The organism is Kribbella sp. NPDC048837 (assembly GCF_055586945.1).
This window is the reverse complement of the sequence record NZ_JBVJHF010000009.1, coordinates 273,015-288,690: the sequence shown is the minus strand read 5'-3', so window position 1 is coordinate 288,690 and position 15,676 is coordinate 273,015. Positions and strand designations below refer to the sequence as shown.

At 68.6% G+C, this 15,676-nt stretch carries 17 protein-coding genes; 12 read left to right on the top strand and 5 right to left on the bottom strand.

From position 1 onward, the window contains the following. Window positions 1-17: 17 nt before the first annotated feature. Both ACZ6O0_RS36085 and ACZ6O0_RS36080 read right to left on the bottom strand, forming a co-directional pair. Window positions 18-1,124 carry a substrate-binding domain-containing protein gene (locus ACZ6O0_RS36085; protein ID WP_465769535.1) on the bottom strand — a complete coding sequence of 369 codons (1,107 nt, stop codon included), beginning with the start codon at window positions 1,122-1,124 and terminating at the stop codon, window positions 18-20. After that, window positions 1,121-2,116 (bottom strand): ABC transporter permease, encoded by a 996-nt coding sequence (locus tag ACZ6O0_RS36080; protein ID WP_465769534.1) that lies wholly within the window; start codon window positions 2,114-2,116, stop codon window positions 1,121-1,123. Before ACZ6O0_RS36080 ends, ACZ6O0_RS36085 begins: the two co-directional genes overlap by 4 nt. A 156-nt stretch (window positions 2,117-2,272) precedes the next feature. On the opposite strand from ACZ6O0_RS36080, the gene eboE reads away from it, so the two are divergent. The 5 genes from eboE (at window position 2,273) to ACZ6O0_RS36055 (ending at window position 7,496) form a co-directional block, all read left to right on the top strand. Then, complete coding sequence (gene eboE, locus ACZ6O0_RS36075; RefSeq protein ID WP_465769533.1) at window positions 2,273-3,496, top strand: metabolite traffic protein EboE; 1,224 nt, start codon at window positions 2,273-2,275, stop codon at window positions 3,494-3,496. A 17-nt stretch (window positions 3,497-3,513) separates the two neighbouring features. Further along, complete coding sequence (locus ACZ6O0_RS36070; protein ID WP_465769532.1) at window positions 3,514-4,299, top strand: SDR family NAD(P)-dependent oxidoreductase; 786 nt, start codon at window positions 3,514-3,516, stop codon at window positions 4,297-4,299. Further along, window positions 4,296-5,000, top strand: coding sequence for a helix-turn-helix domain-containing protein (locus ACZ6O0_RS36065; RefSeq protein ID WP_465769531.1), 705 nt, complete (start codon window positions 4,296-4,298; stop codon window positions 4,998-5,000). Before ACZ6O0_RS36070 ends, ACZ6O0_RS36065 begins: the two co-directional genes overlap by 4 nt. Before the next feature lie 126 nt (window positions 5,001-5,126). After that, window positions 5,127-5,522, top strand: coding sequence for a hypothetical protein (locus ACZ6O0_RS36060; RefSeq protein ID WP_465769530.1), 396 nt, complete (start codon window positions 5,127-5,129; stop codon window positions 5,520-5,522). A gap of 9 nt (window positions 5,523-5,531) precedes the next feature. Continuing rightward, a complete protein-coding gene (locus ACZ6O0_RS36055) occupies window positions 5,532-7,496 on the top strand; it encodes a LamG domain-containing protein (protein WP_465769529.1) in 1,965 nt (654 codons plus the stop codon). On the opposite strand, the gene ACZ6O0_RS36050 is transcribed toward ACZ6O0_RS36055, so the two are convergent. The 3 genes from ACZ6O0_RS36050 to ACZ6O0_RS36040 all read right to left on the bottom strand — a co-directional run bounded on the left by ACZ6O0_RS36050 (window position 7,493) and on the right by ACZ6O0_RS36040 (window position 10,390). Further along, complete coding sequence (locus ACZ6O0_RS36050) at window positions 7,493-8,299, bottom strand: aldo/keto reductase (protein WP_465769528.1); 807 nt, start codon at window positions 8,297-8,299, stop codon at window positions 7,493-7,495. The genes ACZ6O0_RS36055 and ACZ6O0_RS36050 overlap by 4 nt on opposite strands. A 65-nt stretch (window positions 8,300-8,364) precedes the next feature. Next, complete coding sequence (locus tag ACZ6O0_RS36045) at window positions 8,365-9,330, bottom strand: hypothetical protein (RefSeq protein WP_465769527.1); 966 nt, start codon at window positions 9,328-9,330, stop codon at window positions 8,365-8,367. A 199-nt stretch (window positions 9,331-9,529) separates the two neighbouring features. Further along, on the bottom strand, window positions 9,530-10,390 hold the full coding sequence (locus ACZ6O0_RS36040; protein WP_465769526.1) for an alpha/beta fold hydrolase: 861 nt from the start codon (window positions 10,388-10,390) through the stop codon (window positions 9,530-9,532). A 126-nt stretch (window positions 10,391-10,516) separates the two neighbouring features. Between ACZ6O0_RS36040 and ACZ6O0_RS36035 the strand changes: the two genes are divergently transcribed. The 7 genes from ACZ6O0_RS36035 (at window position 10,517) to ACZ6O0_RS36005 (ending at window position 15,590) form a co-directional block, all read left to right on the top strand. Further along, window positions 10,517-11,128, top strand: coding sequence for a TetR/AcrR family transcriptional regulator (locus ACZ6O0_RS36035; protein ID WP_465769525.1), 612 nt, complete (start codon window positions 10,517-10,519; stop codon window positions 11,126-11,128). Between the two features lie 158 nt (window positions 11,129-11,286). Further along, the gene (locus ACZ6O0_RS36030; protein ID WP_465769524.1) at window positions 11,287-12,090 is read left to right on the top strand and encodes an alpha/beta fold hydrolase; all 804 of its coding nucleotides are present in this window, start codon (window positions 11,287-11,289) and stop codon (window positions 12,088-12,090) included. Further along, on the top strand, window positions 12,087-13,268 hold the full coding sequence (locus ACZ6O0_RS36025) for a PP2C family protein-serine/threonine phosphatase (RefSeq protein WP_465769523.1): 1,182 nt from the start codon (window positions 12,087-12,089) through the stop codon (window positions 13,266-13,268). The genes ACZ6O0_RS36030 and ACZ6O0_RS36025 overlap by 4 nt, the downstream gene beginning before the upstream one ends. Before the next feature lie 52 nt (window positions 13,269-13,320). Beyond that, window positions 13,321-14,061 (top strand): GAF and ANTAR domain-containing protein, encoded by a 741-nt coding sequence (locus ACZ6O0_RS36020; RefSeq protein ID WP_465769522.1) that lies wholly within the window; start codon window positions 13,321-13,323, stop codon window positions 14,059-14,061. Next, window positions 14,054-14,422 (top strand): STAS domain-containing protein, encoded by a 369-nt coding sequence (locus tag ACZ6O0_RS36015; protein ID WP_465769521.1) that lies wholly within the window; start codon window positions 14,054-14,056, stop codon window positions 14,420-14,422. The genes ACZ6O0_RS36020 and ACZ6O0_RS36015 overlap by 8 nt, the downstream gene beginning before the upstream one ends. A gap of 60 nt (window positions 14,423-14,482) precedes the next feature. After that, window positions 14,483-14,791: a hypothetical protein gene (locus tag ACZ6O0_RS36010; protein ID WP_465769520.1), complete on the top strand. Its 309-nt coding sequence runs from the start codon at window positions 14,483-14,485 to the stop codon at window positions 14,789-14,791. 10 nt (window positions 14,792-14,801) lie between these two features. Then, window positions 14,802-15,590, top strand: a complete 789-nt coding sequence (locus ACZ6O0_RS36005; protein ID WP_465769519.1) for an endonuclease/exonuclease/phosphatase family protein — start codon at window positions 14,802-14,804, stop codon at window positions 15,588-15,590. Window positions 15,591-15,676: the final 86 nt, after the last annotated feature.

The following is a 15,676-nucleotide window of genomic DNA, read 5'->3' as shown; positions in this document are numbered from 1 at the left end:
CGGGTCAGGGGGTCGGGTCACTTGAGGAGCTTGGCCTGGTCCTCACCGGACATCTCGGCGGACAGATAGACGTCGTCGGGCAGGTCGGACTTGCACTGCACCGGCTTGTCCTTGGACGTCGAGTCCTCGAACACCACCGACGGGAACGTCGCGGACGCGGGCACCTGACCACCGGTGGCGCGGGCGACCGCCTGCTGGACGGCCAGCCGCGAGTGGTCGTTCTGGGTCGAGACCGTGAACAGCTTGAACTCGGGGTTCTTGGCCTTGTGCTTGTCCCAGAAGCAGGACAGCACGTTGCCGTCGGACGCGGCGATCGCCGGGATGGACCGGCCGCTCTGCTCGAACACCGGCAGCGCGCCCACCAGGGACGGGCCGAAGTCGGAGACGATCACGTCGATGTCGGAGTTCTGCGAGATCGCCGCGGTCAGCACCTTCTGGGTCTCGGCGGGATCCCAGTTGGTGACCTCGAACGGCTGCTCGCCGATGAACTTGTACTTGCCGGTGGCATCGAGCACCGAGTGCAGGCCCTCGGCCTCCTTGCGGCCCTGGCTGTTCCCGGGCGGGCCGGACAGGAACAGCACGTTGCCGCCGTCCGGCAGGATCTTCTTGATCCAGTCGCCCCAGTTCTTGCCGGCGTCGGCGAAGTTCGTGTCGACGAACACGTCGTAGTCCTCGCCGGCCTTGCCCCCCGGGTCGACCCGGTACGGCACGGTGACGACGCCGGCCTTGTAGGCGCTGCGGATCGCCGGCAGCACGGCCTCGCCCGCGTCGGGGAAGACGACCAGCGCGTTCACACCCTTCGCGACCATCCCCTGGATGTCGGCGATGGCCTTCTGCGTGTCGCCCTGGCCGTCGGCGTACTCGAAGCTGGTGACGCTGGGGCACTTGGCGGCCTCGGCCTTGGCGGACGCGGTGGTGACGAGACGCCAGCTGTTGCCGCCGAAGCCGTCGGTCATGCCGAGGACGGCCTTCTTGCTCCCACACCAGGAGGGGACATCGCCGCCGGCGGCCGCATTGGTTGACGTGTTGGCGGAGCCGGAGCCGCCGCAGCCCGCGAGGGCGAGGCCGACGGCTCCGGTGCCGAGCAAGGCGATCAGGCGTGCGCGGCGAACGGATCGGATCATGACAGGGTTTCCTTCCGGGAACTTGCCGTACTGAGGGGCAGCTGAGGGGTGGACGTGAGCCGGCGGCGTACGGCGGCCCAGTCGACGCTGTACAGGGCGACGCCCACGGTGAGGGCGGCCGCTTCGACCAGAGTTCGGATGGCGAACGAGACCCCGAGCGCGAGCACGAACTGCTCGAGCTGGGAGAGGAAGACCGCGGCGACGGCGGTCGCGACCAGGAAGCCCCGGCCGCCGAGCAACGACGTACCGCCGAGCACCACCGCGGCGACCGACGGCAGGAGATAGGTGTCGCCCTGGAACGCGGTGGGCTGGGCGATGATGCCGGCCAGCAGGACGCCCGCGAGCCAGTAGAGGATCTGGGCCCACACGTAGGCACCGGCGCGATACCAGGTGACCGGCAGTCCGGTGGCGGCCGCGGCGGTCGGGTTCGCGCCGATCGCCTCGAAGCGGCGCCCGCCGACGGTGGTCTTCATGACGACCGTCGCGACCGCGACCACGACGACCGCGATGTACACGGAGTTCGGGATGCCGAAGGTGACGCCTCCGGCCACGTCCCGCAGCAGAGCGGTCGTCCGGCGGGGCGAACCGCCGGAGATACCGAGGACGACGGCGTAGAGGAGCGCGTTGACACCGAGGGTCGCCACGATCGGGTTGAGCCTGCGCCGGCCGATCAGGACGCCGTTCAGGACACCGAAGCCGATCGCGACAACGAGCCCGAACAGCAACGCGCCCGGCAACTTGGCGTCGTCGCCGGCCGGCCGGTGCGTGGTGATCACCACGGCCAGCGAGACCGCGCCGGGGACCGACAGGTCGATCCCGCCTTGCTGCACCACCAGGGTCTGCCCGATGCCGACGATCGCGAGGACCGCGGCGAACGGCAGCATGCCGAGCAGCGCACTGTGGTCGACGCTCGTCGGCGCCAGGACCGCGCTGGCGACGACCAGCAGGACCAGTGCCGCGCTGACGGTCATCAGTCCCCGGGAGACGCGCATGCTTCCCACCTCACAATCACCAGCCAGATGTTTGGTGGGACTGTACATATGCCCTCTGATGTTCACAAGACCCTGTATTAGGTGACCTTAAGTGAACATTTTCCGAGAGATCCGGCGTATTGCGTTGCTCGCCTGTTCAGTGCTACTAATCACCGCATGAAGCTCAGCGACCGGCTCGGCCACCTCACCTACTCGACCCTCGTGCACCCCGGCGACACCTGGGCCGAGATGCGCGACAGCGTCGTACGCCATGTCCCGGAGGTGAAGCGGCGGGTGTCGCCGGACGCACCGATGGGTCTGTCACTCCGGCTGTCGGGCGCGTCCGTCGCGGTGCTGCTGGACGATCCGGCCGAGCGGGCGGACTTCCGCGGCTACCTGCGCGAGCAGGATCTCTACGTCTACACGGTCAACGCGTTCCCACACGGTCCCTTCAAGGGCCGGTCGGTGATGGAGCAGGTGTACGAGCCGGACTGGGCCACCGAGGACCGCACCCGCTACACGATGGGCGTCGCCGACGTCCTGGTGGACATCACCGACGCGGACGTGGAGCCGTCCATCCAGACCGCTCCACTCGCCTTCCGGCCGAACGTCGACGGACCGGCCTTCGTCGACCGCTTCACCACGAACCTGCTCCGCGTCGTCGCCTACCTGGTCGACATAGAACGCCGTACCGGCCGCAGGGTGAAGCTGGCCCTCGAGCCGGAGCCCTTCTGCTTCCTCGAGACGACCGAGGAAACCGTGCGCTACTTCGAGGAGCGGATCTTCTCCCGGGCCGGAACCGAGGAATTCTCGAAGCTCGCCGCGGTGCCGGCCTCGGCCGCGATCGGACTGGTCCGCCGGCATCTCGGCGTGGTCTTCGACATCGGGCACCAGTCGGTGGAGTTCGAGGACATCCCGGCCGCGCTGGAGTCCCTGGTCGCTGCCGGCATCCCGATCTTCAAGCTGCAGGAAGCCGCCGCGCTCTGGGTGCCCGAGGTCAGTGCGGACACCGTGCGCGCGCTCGAGCAGTTCACCGACACGATCTACCTGAGTCAGACCACCGAGCGGCGCGACGGACAGCTCACGCGGTTCCTCACCCTCGGCGACGCGATCGAGGCGTGGAACGCGGCCCCGGGTGGCCGGCGGGAGTGGCGGACACACTTCCACGTGCCGGTCTTCCTCGACGAGATCGGTGGCTTCCGAACCACCCGGTCGAGTATCGAGGCCGCCCTCGACCTGCATCGCCGTACGCCGCTCTCGGACCACCTGGAGATCGAGACCTACACCTGGGACGTGCTGCCGGAGCACCTGAAGACCGGTGACATCGACGAGTACGTCAGCCGCGAGATCGACTGGGTCCGCACCACCCTCGGGATGCGCGACCCGGTCGGCACACACTGAGAACGAGGGATCAGCGCATGTCTGGACGAGTAGCCGGCAAGAACATCGTCATCACCGGCGCGGGCAGCGGCATGGGACGGGTGTTCGCCCTCGGCCTGGCCGCCGAGGGCGCGACCGTGGGAGTGCTCGACCGCAGCGAGGAGGCCGCACAAGCGGTCGCCGCCGAGCTGTCCGCGGCCGGGCTGACCGGGATCCCGCTCACGGCCGACGTCAGCCGGCGCGACCAGGTGAGCGCGGCGTTCGACACCTTCGTCGAGCGGACCGGGCGGCTGGACGTCCTCTTCAACAACGCCGGGTTCAACGAGCCGATGCACCTGCTCGATGTGACCGAGAAGAACTGGCACGCCATCATGGACGTCAACGCGCTCGGCACATTGATCGGCATCCAGGAGGGGGCTCGCAGGATGATGCCCCTCGGGGAGGGCAAGATCGTCAACACGTCCTCCATCGCGGGCCGGCAGGGTTTTCCGTCCTTCGCGCCGTACTGCGCGAGCAAGTTCGCGGTGAACGCGTTGACGCAGGCGGCCGCGCGGGCACTGGCGGAGCACAACATCACCTGCAACGCCTTCGCCCCGGGGGTGGTGGACACGCCGCTCTGGACGAAACTGGACGAGGATCTGATGCACATCGGCGACGCGGAGCGGCCGGGCCAGGCGATGGCCGACTTCGCCGCGGACATCCTGCGCGGCCGGGTCGCCACCGGCGAGGACATCCTGGGGACGGCGCTGTACCTGGCCTCGGCCGACTCCGACTACCTGACCGGCCAGGTGATCATGATCGACGGAGGAATGGTGCTGGTGTGAGTACTTCCGAGAGCGCGACGGACACGACCGCGGTCAACCTCGGGCTCCAGTTGCGGACGGCCCGGCAGAAGTCGGGGAAGACGCTGCGCGAACTGGCCCGGCAGCTCGGCGTCTCGCCGTCGTTCCTGTCCCAGATCGAGAACGGCAAGTCGCAGCCGTCGGTGGCGACGCTTTACTCGATGGCGCAGACCCTCGGCGTCTCCATCGACCACCTCTTCGAGAGCGAGGAGATCCCGGACGCTCCGGCCGAGGACGTACCGGCGGAGGACGCGCCGGTGGCCGCGGAGGAACCCGGTACCGTCCGGCGCTCGGACCTGGGATCGCTGGAACGGGTCTGGGACGACACCGGCAGCACCGGCCGGCTGTCGGTCACCTCGCCGGGGAACCGCACCCGCCTGGTGATGGACACCGGGGTCGTCTGGGAACAGCTGGCCACGAACACGGCCCACCAGCTGGACTTCATCGAGATCGTCTATCCGCCGGGCTCCAGCTCGACCAACGACGAACGCATGCTGCGCCACGACGGCTTCGAGTACGGCTACCTGCTCGAGGGCGAGCTCGAGGTGACGTTCGGCTTCGAGACGTTCCTGCTGCACGCCGGTGAGGCGCTCGGCCTGAACTCGTCGGTCCCCCACCTGTTCCGCAACCTGGGCACCACCCCGGCCAGGGGAATCTGGTTCGTCCACCACGACCACAACTGATCTGCCGGGCACTTCAAACGCCGGAGGGCTATCGCGGCCGGGGTTCGCACCGTACGCTCGACGGCTATATCCGGGCTTGCCGTGGGGGCGGCCGGACATCGCGCTGCAGCGCTGGGGGGACTAACGATGCAGATTCAGGGCAGTCTGACCATTGACGGCGTACTGGTCGTGCCGGTCGAGGCGTACACGTTCTCGGTGACCGGGACCGTCGCGGTCGCGACCGGGAAGTCGCGGATCTACCTGGAAGGCAACTACGTCGTCGAGACGGTCCGCGCCGCGGTCCACACGCCGCCGGCCGGGGCCGCGCTGGTCGTGGACGTGAACAAGAACGGCACCACCATCTACACCGACCAGGCGAACCGGCCGAGTATCGCGGCCGGCACGAACAGTGCCACCGGCAACAGTCCGGCCGTGACCACGCTGGCGGCCGGCGACTATCTCACCGTCGACGTCGACCAGGTCGGCTCGTCGACCGCCGGGGCCGAATTGACGGTGACCGTCCGGGTCCGCCGGGCCAGTTAGGGGGCGGCCGTGGCGCAGTCAGCGGGCTACACGTTCAATGCGGACACGGTCAGCGGTACGACGGTGCGCGACGTCGCGGGCTACTTCCTGCACGGCACCATCGTCGGATCCGCGACCCTGGTGGCGGCCAAGTACGGCAACGGCCTGAACTGCACCGGCGGCGCGCTGCACGTCGCCGTCCGGCCGCCGAAGGCCGGCGACTCCTTCTACCCGCTCAACACCGACGGCGGCCTGTCCGTCGCCGCGTGGGTCGAGCTCAACGACAACACCGCGGCAGCCCGGTGCATCGCGTCCGCCAGCAGCGGCGGCGCGCTGAACTGGGCCGTGTACGCCTCCAACGGCAGCGGCAACGTGGAGGCGAGGATCGCGGGTACGACGTACTCCACGAGCACGAGCATCCGCGACGGGGACCAGCACCACGTCCTCGTCGTGTACGACGCCACCCCGGCGACCGACACCGTGAAGATCGCCGTCGACGGTGTCCAGGTGCTGTCGGTCAACGCCGGCACGACCCTCGCCTACTCCGCGACCGAGGTCACCGTGGAGATCGGGCGGAACGCACTCACCGGCTCCGAGGCGCTCAACGGGATCGTCGACGACCTGCGCTGGTGGAACGATCCGGTCGAGGCGGCGTACTGGCCGACCCTGGTCGCCGCCGAGCAGATCGACCACCAGTTGGCGATCTACCCCTTCGACCACGACACCGCCGACGACTTCGGCAGCTACGGCCATGACCTCACGGTCGCTCCGTCCGCGAGCTTCACCGCCGGCCTGTACGGGCGCGCGCTCGTCTCCGGTACGGCGGCAGCCGGGGCGAGCGGCGTGGTCGGCTTCCCGAACTGCGACCGGCTCGCCATCTGTGGCTGGCTCCGGCTCGACACCGCGCCCGTCGGCTCGGCCGCGCCGATCCTTGCCATCGACAACAGCTCGAACAACGCCCGGGTCCGCGTGGTGGTGAACACCAACCGGACGGTCACCACGACCTGGACCACCATCGACGACGGGACCGTGTCGGTGACCAGTACGGCGGCTCTCACGGTCGGTCAGTGGACCCGGTTCCAGTTCGCGATCAACCCGACGTACGTGCAGGTCCGGGTGAACGACGATCAGGTGATCGAGAGCATCGGGGACGGCGTACCGCACGTGACGCCGGCCATCGACGGGCTGCACCGGCTGCACCTCGGCGGTGACGCGAGCGGCGGCGGCCAGGTCTCCTACGACTACGTGACCTTCACGAAGAACTTCCTCGCCGAGGTGACGTCCGGGTACTGGAGCGGCGCGCCGGTCGTCACGCCGTACCGGCCGGTCAATGTGGCGCGCGGCGTGTACCACTTCAACGAGGGCAGCGGGTCGGTCGTCGACGACAGGTCGCCGTCGGGGAACGACCTGACGGTGACGGCGGCCGGGTCGTGGGTGACGGGGATCGAGGGGTCCGCGCTCGGTGCCTCCGGGACCGGGCCTGGCGCGTCGCGGACCTCCTTCGCGTGGCCGGCATCGCCGCTGGGCTGGGCGTTCTCGGCGTGGGTCAAGTGCCGCTCGAGCAGCAGTGGCGCGCGGTTCCTGGTCCTGCGCAACAGCGGGGCCGAGGTCGCGCACGCGGGCCGGCTGGACGGGCTGTTCTGGGTCCGGCTCTTCGGTACGGGCGGAACCACGGGCATCGTCAGCTCGTCGCGGACGCCGATCACGGCCGAGACCTGGACCCACGTGGCGGCGTCGTGCGATCAGAAGTCGACCCAGATCTTCCTCAACGGGACCGTGTTCTCCGTCGAGCCGTACGCCGCGGGGACACCGCTGCAGCCGGACGCGTTGCACGTGGGTGGGGACAACCCGGATTCGTCGGTCGCGGACGTCGACGACCTGCGCCTGTTCGACACCCCGATCAGCGCGGCCAACGTCCGCTGGCTCTACGAGAACACCGGCCAGTTCTACGATCCCGACCCGGCCGCGTTCGCCGCCTGGGGGGTGCCGCTCTAGCGGGCTGCCAGATCCGCGGCGTACGCGGCTTCGAGGTCGTCGTCCCAGGGCTCGGACTCTGCGGCGAGCGAGTCGAGCACGGTCTCGGGGCGGGTCGCGCCCGAGACCACGGACAACACGGGCGACGAGCCCAGGAGAGCCCGCAGTTGCAGGCGTTGCACCGAAACCCCGCGCGCGTTCGCCACGGCGGCGAGATGGTGGGACCCGGCCGAGTGTCGCAGCGGCGAGTAGGCGAAGAACGGGACGTCGTTGACCTCGCACCACGCGAGCACGTCCGCCGACTCGCGGCCCAGCGCGCTGTGCTGGTTCTGCACCGCGTCGATCCGGGTGACCGCGGCCGCTCGCTCGAGCGCCGGTACGTCGACGTTCGACACGCCGATCCGGGCGACCTTGCCCTCGTCCCGCAGCGACGCGAGCGCGGAAACGCCTTCTTCCACGGGCTGTTCGGCGAGGTCGACCCGGTGCAGGTAGTAGAGATCGAGCTGTTCGCCGCCGAAGACCCGCAGGCTGGTCTCGACGTCGGCCCGGATCCGCGGCGCGCTGATGTCCGCGTCCCAGGTGGTTGCGCTGGTCCGTGAATGGCCGCCCTTGGTGCCGACGATCGCGCTCGTGCCACGGACGGCCTCCGCGGCCAGCTCCTCGCCGTACAGAGGGTTCTCGACGTGGGCGTACGCGCGGGCGGTGTCGATGATCGCCGCGCCCGCGGCGATACCGGCCCGGATCGTTGCCAGGTCGGCGGAGCGGTCGCGGGGATCGAAAGAGAGGGCTGCGACGCCGAGGGCGACCCGACCGACGAGTTTCACCGTGCTCCTAGTCTCACCGAGGGGACGCCGCTTGCTTGCGGCGTCCCCAGGGTAAGGCTATGCGGTCATTCGCCGACGAGCTGCTCGTAATGCGTCGTGAAGGACACGGCGTTGATGGCGTTCATCACCGCGGGGATCTTGCCGTAGAACGTAATCGCGGTCGCCGTGCCGTTCGCCTTGCTGAAGGCGTACTGGTAACCGGAGTCCGTGTCGTTGTCGACGCCGACCACCAGCGAGCCGCCGCGGGTCCCGCAGCCATAGACAACCAGGGACTCGTACGCCGAGAAGCCGGAGCTGCGGATCAGCTTGACGACGGGCTTGGCCGAGGCGGTCACCGGGATCCGGATCGTGTAGAGCGCGCCGGCGTTCGTGGTCATCAGCAACGTGTCGTACGTCGCCGACTCGCTGATCACGGTCATCGCCTTGAAGCCACGGAACCCGGCGAAGGAGCCGAGCGACTTGAAGCCGGTGCCGACGATCGCGTAGCGGTAGAGGCTGCCGTTGGTGTTCAGACCGTACAGGTAAGCGTGCCGGGGCGACGCGACGCTGTAGTTGGAGGTCGCGATGGACTTGAAGCTCGTCCAGCCGGTCCCGACCTTCTTGAAGGTGGACACCGGCGCGGTGGTCTCCGGGATGTACGTCGTGTGCCGGTACAGGTTCCCGCCCTGCAGGAGCAGGCCGTAGAAGTAGATCTGGGTGCCGGTCGCGTTCGCCGCCAGGTACCAGGTCGCGTTCGCACGGGTGCCGACGAAGTTGAACGGCTCGTACTGCTGGGCCGCCGGCGGCTTGCCGGGCGTGACGTCGGCCCACTCCACGGTGTTCGTCGCGGTCGGCCAGCCGACCGTCTGGATACAACCCGCCGTCGCGGCCGTAGCGGCCTTCGCCGACGGCTTCAGCATGGCGGTGGCCTTGGCCGACCACGCCGACGGCGCCGGGTCAGCCTGCCCACCAGCCACGGCCGGCCCAGCAGTCGCGGTAGCGGCCAACATCCCGACACCGGCCACGGCAAGCGCAAGGCGCTGCAGTTTCATCAATCGAGTCCCCCTCCAGGGCAAAGTGCACTCGTTCCCCGAGACCCGGCACTATAACCCGCCCCAGGGACCACCCAGCCCACTTTTGCCAGTACCTGCAACCGATCTACGACAGCGTGACGACGACCTTCCCTTGGGTGCGGCCGGATTCATCCCCGCCGCGCGGATCTGAACCAGGACGCCTTCATGATGAACGGGCTCACAGGAACCGGAGCGCGCGGCGGACGAAGTCGTCGTGGAACTGGAAGACCCCACCGTGTCCGGCGTCGGGGTAGATGACGAGCTCGCTGTTCGGCAGTCGCCGGTCGAGGTCGACGGTGTTCGAGGTCGGGACCATCTTGTCGTGGTCGCCGTTCGCGACGAGGACCGGTTGGTGGATGGTCGCCAGGTTCGAGGGTTCGGCCAGGCCCCAGCGGTGGATCGCCTTGAGCTGGGCGCGGAACGCGCGCACGGTGATGGCCTTGTCGCGGTCGTCGGTGCGCTCCTCCAGCCGGGCCAGGAACTCCTTGCCGGCGCGGATCCCGTTCGGGGTCCGGGTGAAGAACAGGAACTGTTTGGGGTCCTGCCGGGTGAGCAGTCCGCGCGCAGTGTCGAGATACGAGATACGGGTCACCTTGTCGATCCCTACGCCGCCGGCCGGACCGCTGCCCGCGATGATCATCTTCCGCACGAGTCGCGGCTCTTGCTGAGCGATCACCTGCGCGATCATGCCGCCCATCGAGAACCCGAACAGGTCGACCTGATCCAAGCCGAGGGCATGGATGAAGGTCACCGCGTCCATCGCCATCTCCTCGATGGTCGTCGGCGTGGACCCGCTGGAGGCCCCGACGCCGCGGTTGTCGAACGTGACCACCCGACGCTCGGCAGCGATGCCGTCCACGACACGGGGATCCCAGTTGTCGAGTACGGCGGCCAGGTGGGTGAGGAAGACCACCGGTACGCCGGTCGCCGGGCCGAGCTCCCGGTACGCGAACCGGACTCCGCCCGCGGCGAGTGTCCGGGTCGGGGCGTCCCGCCAGGACGTCGTCGAGCTTCTCTGCACAGCTGGTGACTCGTTCATGTCCGTTCCTTCTGTCGTCGGCCACCTGCGGGGTGCAGCTGGATTTTTAGATTATGATCATAATTCAATCGGAGCCGCAAGCGTCCAGGACAAGATTGGCGTACGGATGTAATACAATTCTCACGAGTGGCGAGGCAACTGGAGGAGCAGATGGCGCGGTACGGCAAGGAGCACAAGGAGGCCACCCGGCAGCGGATCACCGAGACCGCCGGCCGCCGGCTCAAGCGGGACGGAATCGACGGCTCGGGGGTCGCGACGCTTATGGCGGACGCAGGCCTGACCAACGGCGCGTTCTACGCCCATTTCGGCTCCAAGGACGACCTGGTGGCCACCGTCGTCGCCGACCAGCTCCGCGGACAGCGCGAATGGCTCGCGTCCCTGGCGACGGATCGCGCCGGGGTCGAGCGGATCGTTCGCGAGTACCTCTCCCCCGAGCACCGCGACAACCCCGGGGACGGGTGCCCGTCGGCCGCCCTCCTCGACGAGATCGGACGCTGCCCGGACGCGACGAAGCAGGCCTACACCGACGGCGTCCTGGCGTTCATCGACGACATCGCCGCCCACCTGGCGCCACACGATCCACGATCGGCCCGCATCTCGGTGCTCAGCGCCTACGCCCTGATGGTCGGCACGCTGCAACTGGCCCGCGCCCTCGCCGACCGCGACCTCTCCGACCAGCTCCTGGACCAAGGCATCCGGAACGCCCTTACGGTGCTCAACGCGATCCGGGACAGCTGAGGGGGTGGAAGCGGTCCGGGACCGCTGCGGGTCTGAACGGGCCCGGACCTGGAAGCCACCTGACCCCCGAGAGCCCTGCCGCTTCTGGAGCACCGGTACCCGATTCCTCGCGGTCGATTCGTCGTACGGACGGACAGCATTGCTGCGAGGATGGCCGGGTGGACATCTTGCGCAGGAACGCGGTCACCGTCGTCGGGAATCCGGCCGGCCGGACCGTCGTCCTCGCGCATGGGTTCGGGTGTGACCAGAACATGTGGCGGCTGACTGTTCCCGCCTTGGCTCCCGAGCATCGGGTGGTTCTGTTCGACTATGTCGGATCCGGCCGGTCCGATCTGTCGGCGTTCGACGAGCGGCGCTACTCCTCGCTCGGTGGGTACGCCGACGACGTGGTCGAGATCTGCACCGCCCTGGACCTGACGGACGCCGTGTTCGTCGGACACTCGGTCAGCGCGATGATCGGCGTACTGGCCGCGCAGAAGGCACCCGATCGCATCGGTGCACTGGTGATGGTCGCCCCCTCGCCCTGCTACCTCGACGACGCCGACTACCACGGCGGATTCACCGCCCAGGACATCGACGAGTTGCTGAGCTCCCTGGAGTCGAACTACCTCGGCTGGTCGGCCGCGATGGCACCGGCGATCATGGGCACCCCCGATCGGCCCGAGCTGGGCGACGAGCTCACCACCAGCTTCTGCGCCACGGATCCCGCCATGGCTCGCGTCTTCGCGCGCACGACGTTCTTGACCGATTCCCGCCCGGACCTGGCCTCGATCCGGGTGCCGACCCTCGTGCTGGAGTCGACCGAGGACATGATCGCCCCGCGCGAGGTCGGCGCCTACGTGCACGCCGCCGTCGAGGGCTCGACCCTCGTCACTCTGGACGCCACCGGTCACTGCCCGCACCTCTCGGCACCGGACGCCACCAACCGCGCGATCGTGGAATTCCTCGCGGACCTGAAATGACAGAGAGCACCGAGGAGGCCTACGAGACCGCACCCTGCGGCCTCCTGTCGACCTCCATGGACGGCACGATTCTCAAGGTCAACAGCACGTTGCTCGACTGGATCGGCCTGCCCCGGGACGCCGTGGTGGGACGCCTCCGGTTCAGCGATCTGCTGACCGTCGGCGGACGGATGTACCACGAGACCCACTTCGCTCCCCTGCTGCGCATGCAGGGCGAGGTCGGCGCGGTCGCTCTCGAGCTCAAGCAGTCCGGCGGCGGCCGCATGCCCGTCCTGGTGTCCTCGGTCGTCAAGTACGACGACAGCGACGAGCCCGCCGTGATCCGTACGACGATCTTCGACGCGCACATCCGCCGAGCCTACGAACAGGAACTGCTCCGCGAGCGCCAGGCAGCCGATCTGGCCCGGCTCCAGGCGGAGACGGACCGCGCCCGCCTGCAGGACGCCCTGGCCGTCCTCCAACAGTCCTTGCTGCCGGCAACCATCCCGGCCGTGCCAGGTGTGGAGACCGCGGTGTACTACCACACGGCCTCCCCCGACGAGCTCGGCGGCGACTTCTACGACATCTTCGCCATCGACGCCGAACACTGGGGCTTCTTCCTCGGCGACGTGTGCGGCAAAGGCCCCGCGGCGGCCGCCGTGACCTCGGTAGCCCGCTACACCCTCAGAGCAGCCGCGATGCACGACCCGAGTGCGGCACTCGACACGCTGAACGGCGTACTGCACGAGCGGTACGTGGGCGGCGACGACCGCTACTGCACAGCCGTGTTCGGCACTCTGCACAGCGATGTCGAGACCGGCGAGGTCGTCGTCGAATTCGCCTCCGGCGGTCATCCGCCGCCACTGCTGATCCGTGCCGACGGCAGTGCCGACTACCTCGTCAGTCCCGACGGCACGCTGATCGGCATCCTGCCGTCGTCACAGTTTCCGCAGACGCGCATCACGCTCCGTCCCGGCGACATGCTCCTGCTGTACACCGACGGACTGACCGAAGCCCGGGTCAACGGCGAGCGGGATCTGTTCGGACCCGATGCCCTTGAGACGCTCGCGATCCAGCACGCCGGAATGTCACCCGACGCACTCGTCAAGGCACTCTCCGACGTGCTCGCGGGCTTCGGGCCCGAGCTCGCGGACGACACCGCTCTGCTCGCTCTCGGCGTACCAGCGCGGCGAAGCTAACAGTTTGACTGGCAATGTCCATGCCGCTGGCGCGGAGAGGCATCATATGCGCATGGATCAGGTCAGGCCGGCTCCCGATGCCCCGAGCTCACCGGTGCCCGATCCGGCCGAGCCGGTCGGGGCCGATGTCTTCGCCCGCCTCGCGGTCGAGCTTCACGACGCGGACGGGATGGAGGAGACAGTCGAGGCGGTCGTGCAGTTCGCACTGCAGGCCGAGGCCTGTGCGTACGCCGGAGTCGTCCTCACGTTGCGCGGCAGCCGGGAGATCGGAGCCGTCACCGACCCGCTGGTCACCGAGGTGTACGAGCTGCAGTTCGAGACCGGCGAGGGACCGCTGCTGATCGCGCTCGGCCAAGGGATCGCCGTACACGTTCCGGACGTCGAGAAGGAGACGCGCTGGCCCGCCTGGGCGGCGCGACTGACGCAGTGCGGCGTCAGGTCGGTGCTGCACGTGCCGATGTGGGCCGGCGCGCAGCTCATCGGCGTACTCTCGCTCTACAACACCGAATCGAACGCGTTCAGCGTCGACGACGAGGCGATCGCCCACATCCTGGCCCGGCATGCCTCGGTCGCGGTCGCCTCGACCCGCAACGACGAGACCATGGCCGCGGCGGTCGACGCGCGGAAGCTCGTCGGGCAGGCGATGGGCATCCTGATGGAACGCTTCGACCTCGACGACACCCGCGCGTTCGAGATCCTCAAGCGCTACTCCCAGCAGAACAACCGCAAACTGCGCGACGTCGCCCAGGAACTGATCGACACCCGGAAGCTACGAGGCACCTACAATGAGTGACGAACAGCTGACCGTCGAGGTCGTGGACCGTGGCCCGGACCTCCTGATCAGCGTCTCCGGCGAGATGGACTTCGGTACGAACGCCGACTTCCTGCAAGTCGTGCAGCCTTTGGCCCAATCCGGGCGCTCGTTGGTCCTGGACCTGGCCGAGCTGGCGTTCTGCGACTCGAGCGGACTCGGCGCGCTGGTGCGGGTCCACCAGATGACCGCGGAGGCGGGCGGGACGCTGTGCCTGGCGCGTCTCCGGCCGCAGATCGAGTCGACGATGAGGCTGACGATGCTGCACCGGCTGTTCCGGCTCAGCGACGAGGTACCCGACGCCGGCGCCGATCTTCGAGAAGTTCCCACGCAGGAGGTGTAGAAAGTCCTTGCGCGGGGCACCTAAGGCACAGTCCCACCTCCTTCTCCGGGAAAGAGGACAGTGAACGAGTTGTTCGCCGAGATCAACGGCCATCGCGTGATGGCGCTGTCGCGCGTGACAACCCGGGGCTGGGCGAGCGCCGTACCGGTCTGTCTGGACTGCGGTACGCATTTCACGGACCTGCGCGAGGTCGAGAACACCCTCTGCGCGGCGGCCGGCATCCCGCACGGTCACGACATCGTCCTCGACCCCGACGACGGACTCCTCTACTGCCAACGCTGCCCCCTCGTGGCGTACGACGTGAACGACCTCGCCACCGAGCCGAACTGCCCCATCCCGTTGCAATCCTGGGGAGACCAGCCCGATTAGGCTGCCCGCCATGCGGATCGTCTCTCTGAACGCGTGGGGTGGCGCGATGTTCGACCAGCTCGCCCCCTGGCTCACCACCCTCGACGCCGACGTCGTCTGCCTGCAGGAGGTCACCCGTACGCCGGGTGTCTCGGGCTGGACCCGGTTCGAGGACGGCGAACGGTCCCTCCCGCAACGCGCGAACCTCTTCCAGGACGTACGAGCGTTACGCCCGACCGACCAGGCCGTCATGGTCGCCAGCGACGCCGGCCCGGTCACCGACGAATCCGGCGTCCGCCACCGCCAGGAGTTCGGCATCGCCACCTTCGTCGCCGAAGAGATCCCGGTGATCGGCCTGCAGACCGCCTTCGTCCACGGCGACTTCGTCGACCACGACGACTGGGCGATCGAAGACCGCCCACGCTCCGCCCTGGCCACCCGCGTCGTCGACCGTCGCCACGACCGCTCCGTAGCCATCATCCAGCTCCACGGCCTCCGCGACCCCGCCGGCAAACACGACACCCCCGCCCGAGCCACCCAAGCCGAGCGCCTGGCCACCCTCGTCCAGCAGACCGCCGCCGACCTGACCATCGTCTGCGGCGACCTCAACCTCCTCCCCACCAGCGAAACCTTCACCGCTCTCGCCGACCTGGGCCTCACCGACCTGGTAGGCCCAGCCGACACCCGCACCTCCGCCTACCCCAAACCCACCCGCCACGCCAGCTACCTCCTGACCTCCGACCCCACAGCGGTCAAGAGCTTCACGATCCTCGCCAGCCCCGAGGTCTCCGACCACCGCCCTCTGATCCTCGACCTCTGACGCTCGAACCCGGCGCGGACGGCCCTTGAATCTTGACACAGTTAAGTAAAGGGCCCAATATCCTATCGGATCCTGGTTTCCAGACA

What these genes read in the sequence shown, in the direction of transcription:
- ACZ6O0_RS36085 (WP_465769535.1), bottom strand. Translation starts at nt 1,124, where the DNA reads ATGATCCGATCCGTTCGCCGCGCACGCCTGATCGCCTTGCTCGGCACC.
- ACZ6O0_RS36080 (WP_465769534.1), bottom strand. Translation starts at nt 2,116, where the DNA reads ATGCGCGTCTCCCGGGGACTGATGACCGTCAGCGCGGCACTGGTCCTG.
- eboE (WP_465769533.1), top strand. Translation starts at nt 2,273, where the DNA reads ATGAAGCTCAGCGACCGGCTCGGCCACCTCACCTACTCGACCCTCGTG.
- ACZ6O0_RS36070 (WP_465769532.1), top strand. Translation starts at nt 3,514, where the DNA reads ATGTCTGGACGAGTAGCCGGCAAGAACATCGTCATCACCGGCGCGGGC.
- ACZ6O0_RS36060 (WP_465769530.1), top strand. Translation starts at nt 5,127, where the DNA reads ATGCAGATTCAGGGCAGTCTGACCATTGACGGCGTACTGGTCGTGCCG.
- ACZ6O0_RS36045 (WP_465769527.1), bottom strand. Translation starts at nt 9,330, where the DNA reads ATGAAACTGCAGCGCCTTGCGCTTGCCGTGGCCGGTGTCGGGATGTTG.
- ACZ6O0_RS36040 (WP_465769526.1), bottom strand. Translation starts at nt 10,390, where the DNA reads ATGAACGAGTCACCAGCTGTGCAGAGAAGCTCGACGACGTCCTGGCGG.
- ACZ6O0_RS36025 (WP_465769523.1), top strand. Translation starts at nt 12,087, where the DNA reads ATGACAGAGAGCACCGAGGAGGCCTACGAGACCGCACCCTGCGGCCTC.
- ACZ6O0_RS36020 (WP_465769522.1), top strand. Translation starts at nt 13,321, where the DNA reads ATGGATCAGGTCAGGCCGGCTCCCGATGCCCCGAGCTCACCGGTGCCC.
- ACZ6O0_RS36015 (WP_465769521.1), top strand. Translation starts at nt 14,054, where the DNA reads ATGAGTGACGAACAGCTGACCGTCGAGGTCGTGGACCGTGGCCCGGAC.
- ACZ6O0_RS36005 (WP_465769519.1), top strand. Translation starts at nt 14,802, where the DNA reads ATGCGGATCGTCTCTCTGAACGCGTGGGGTGGCGCGATGTTCGACCAG.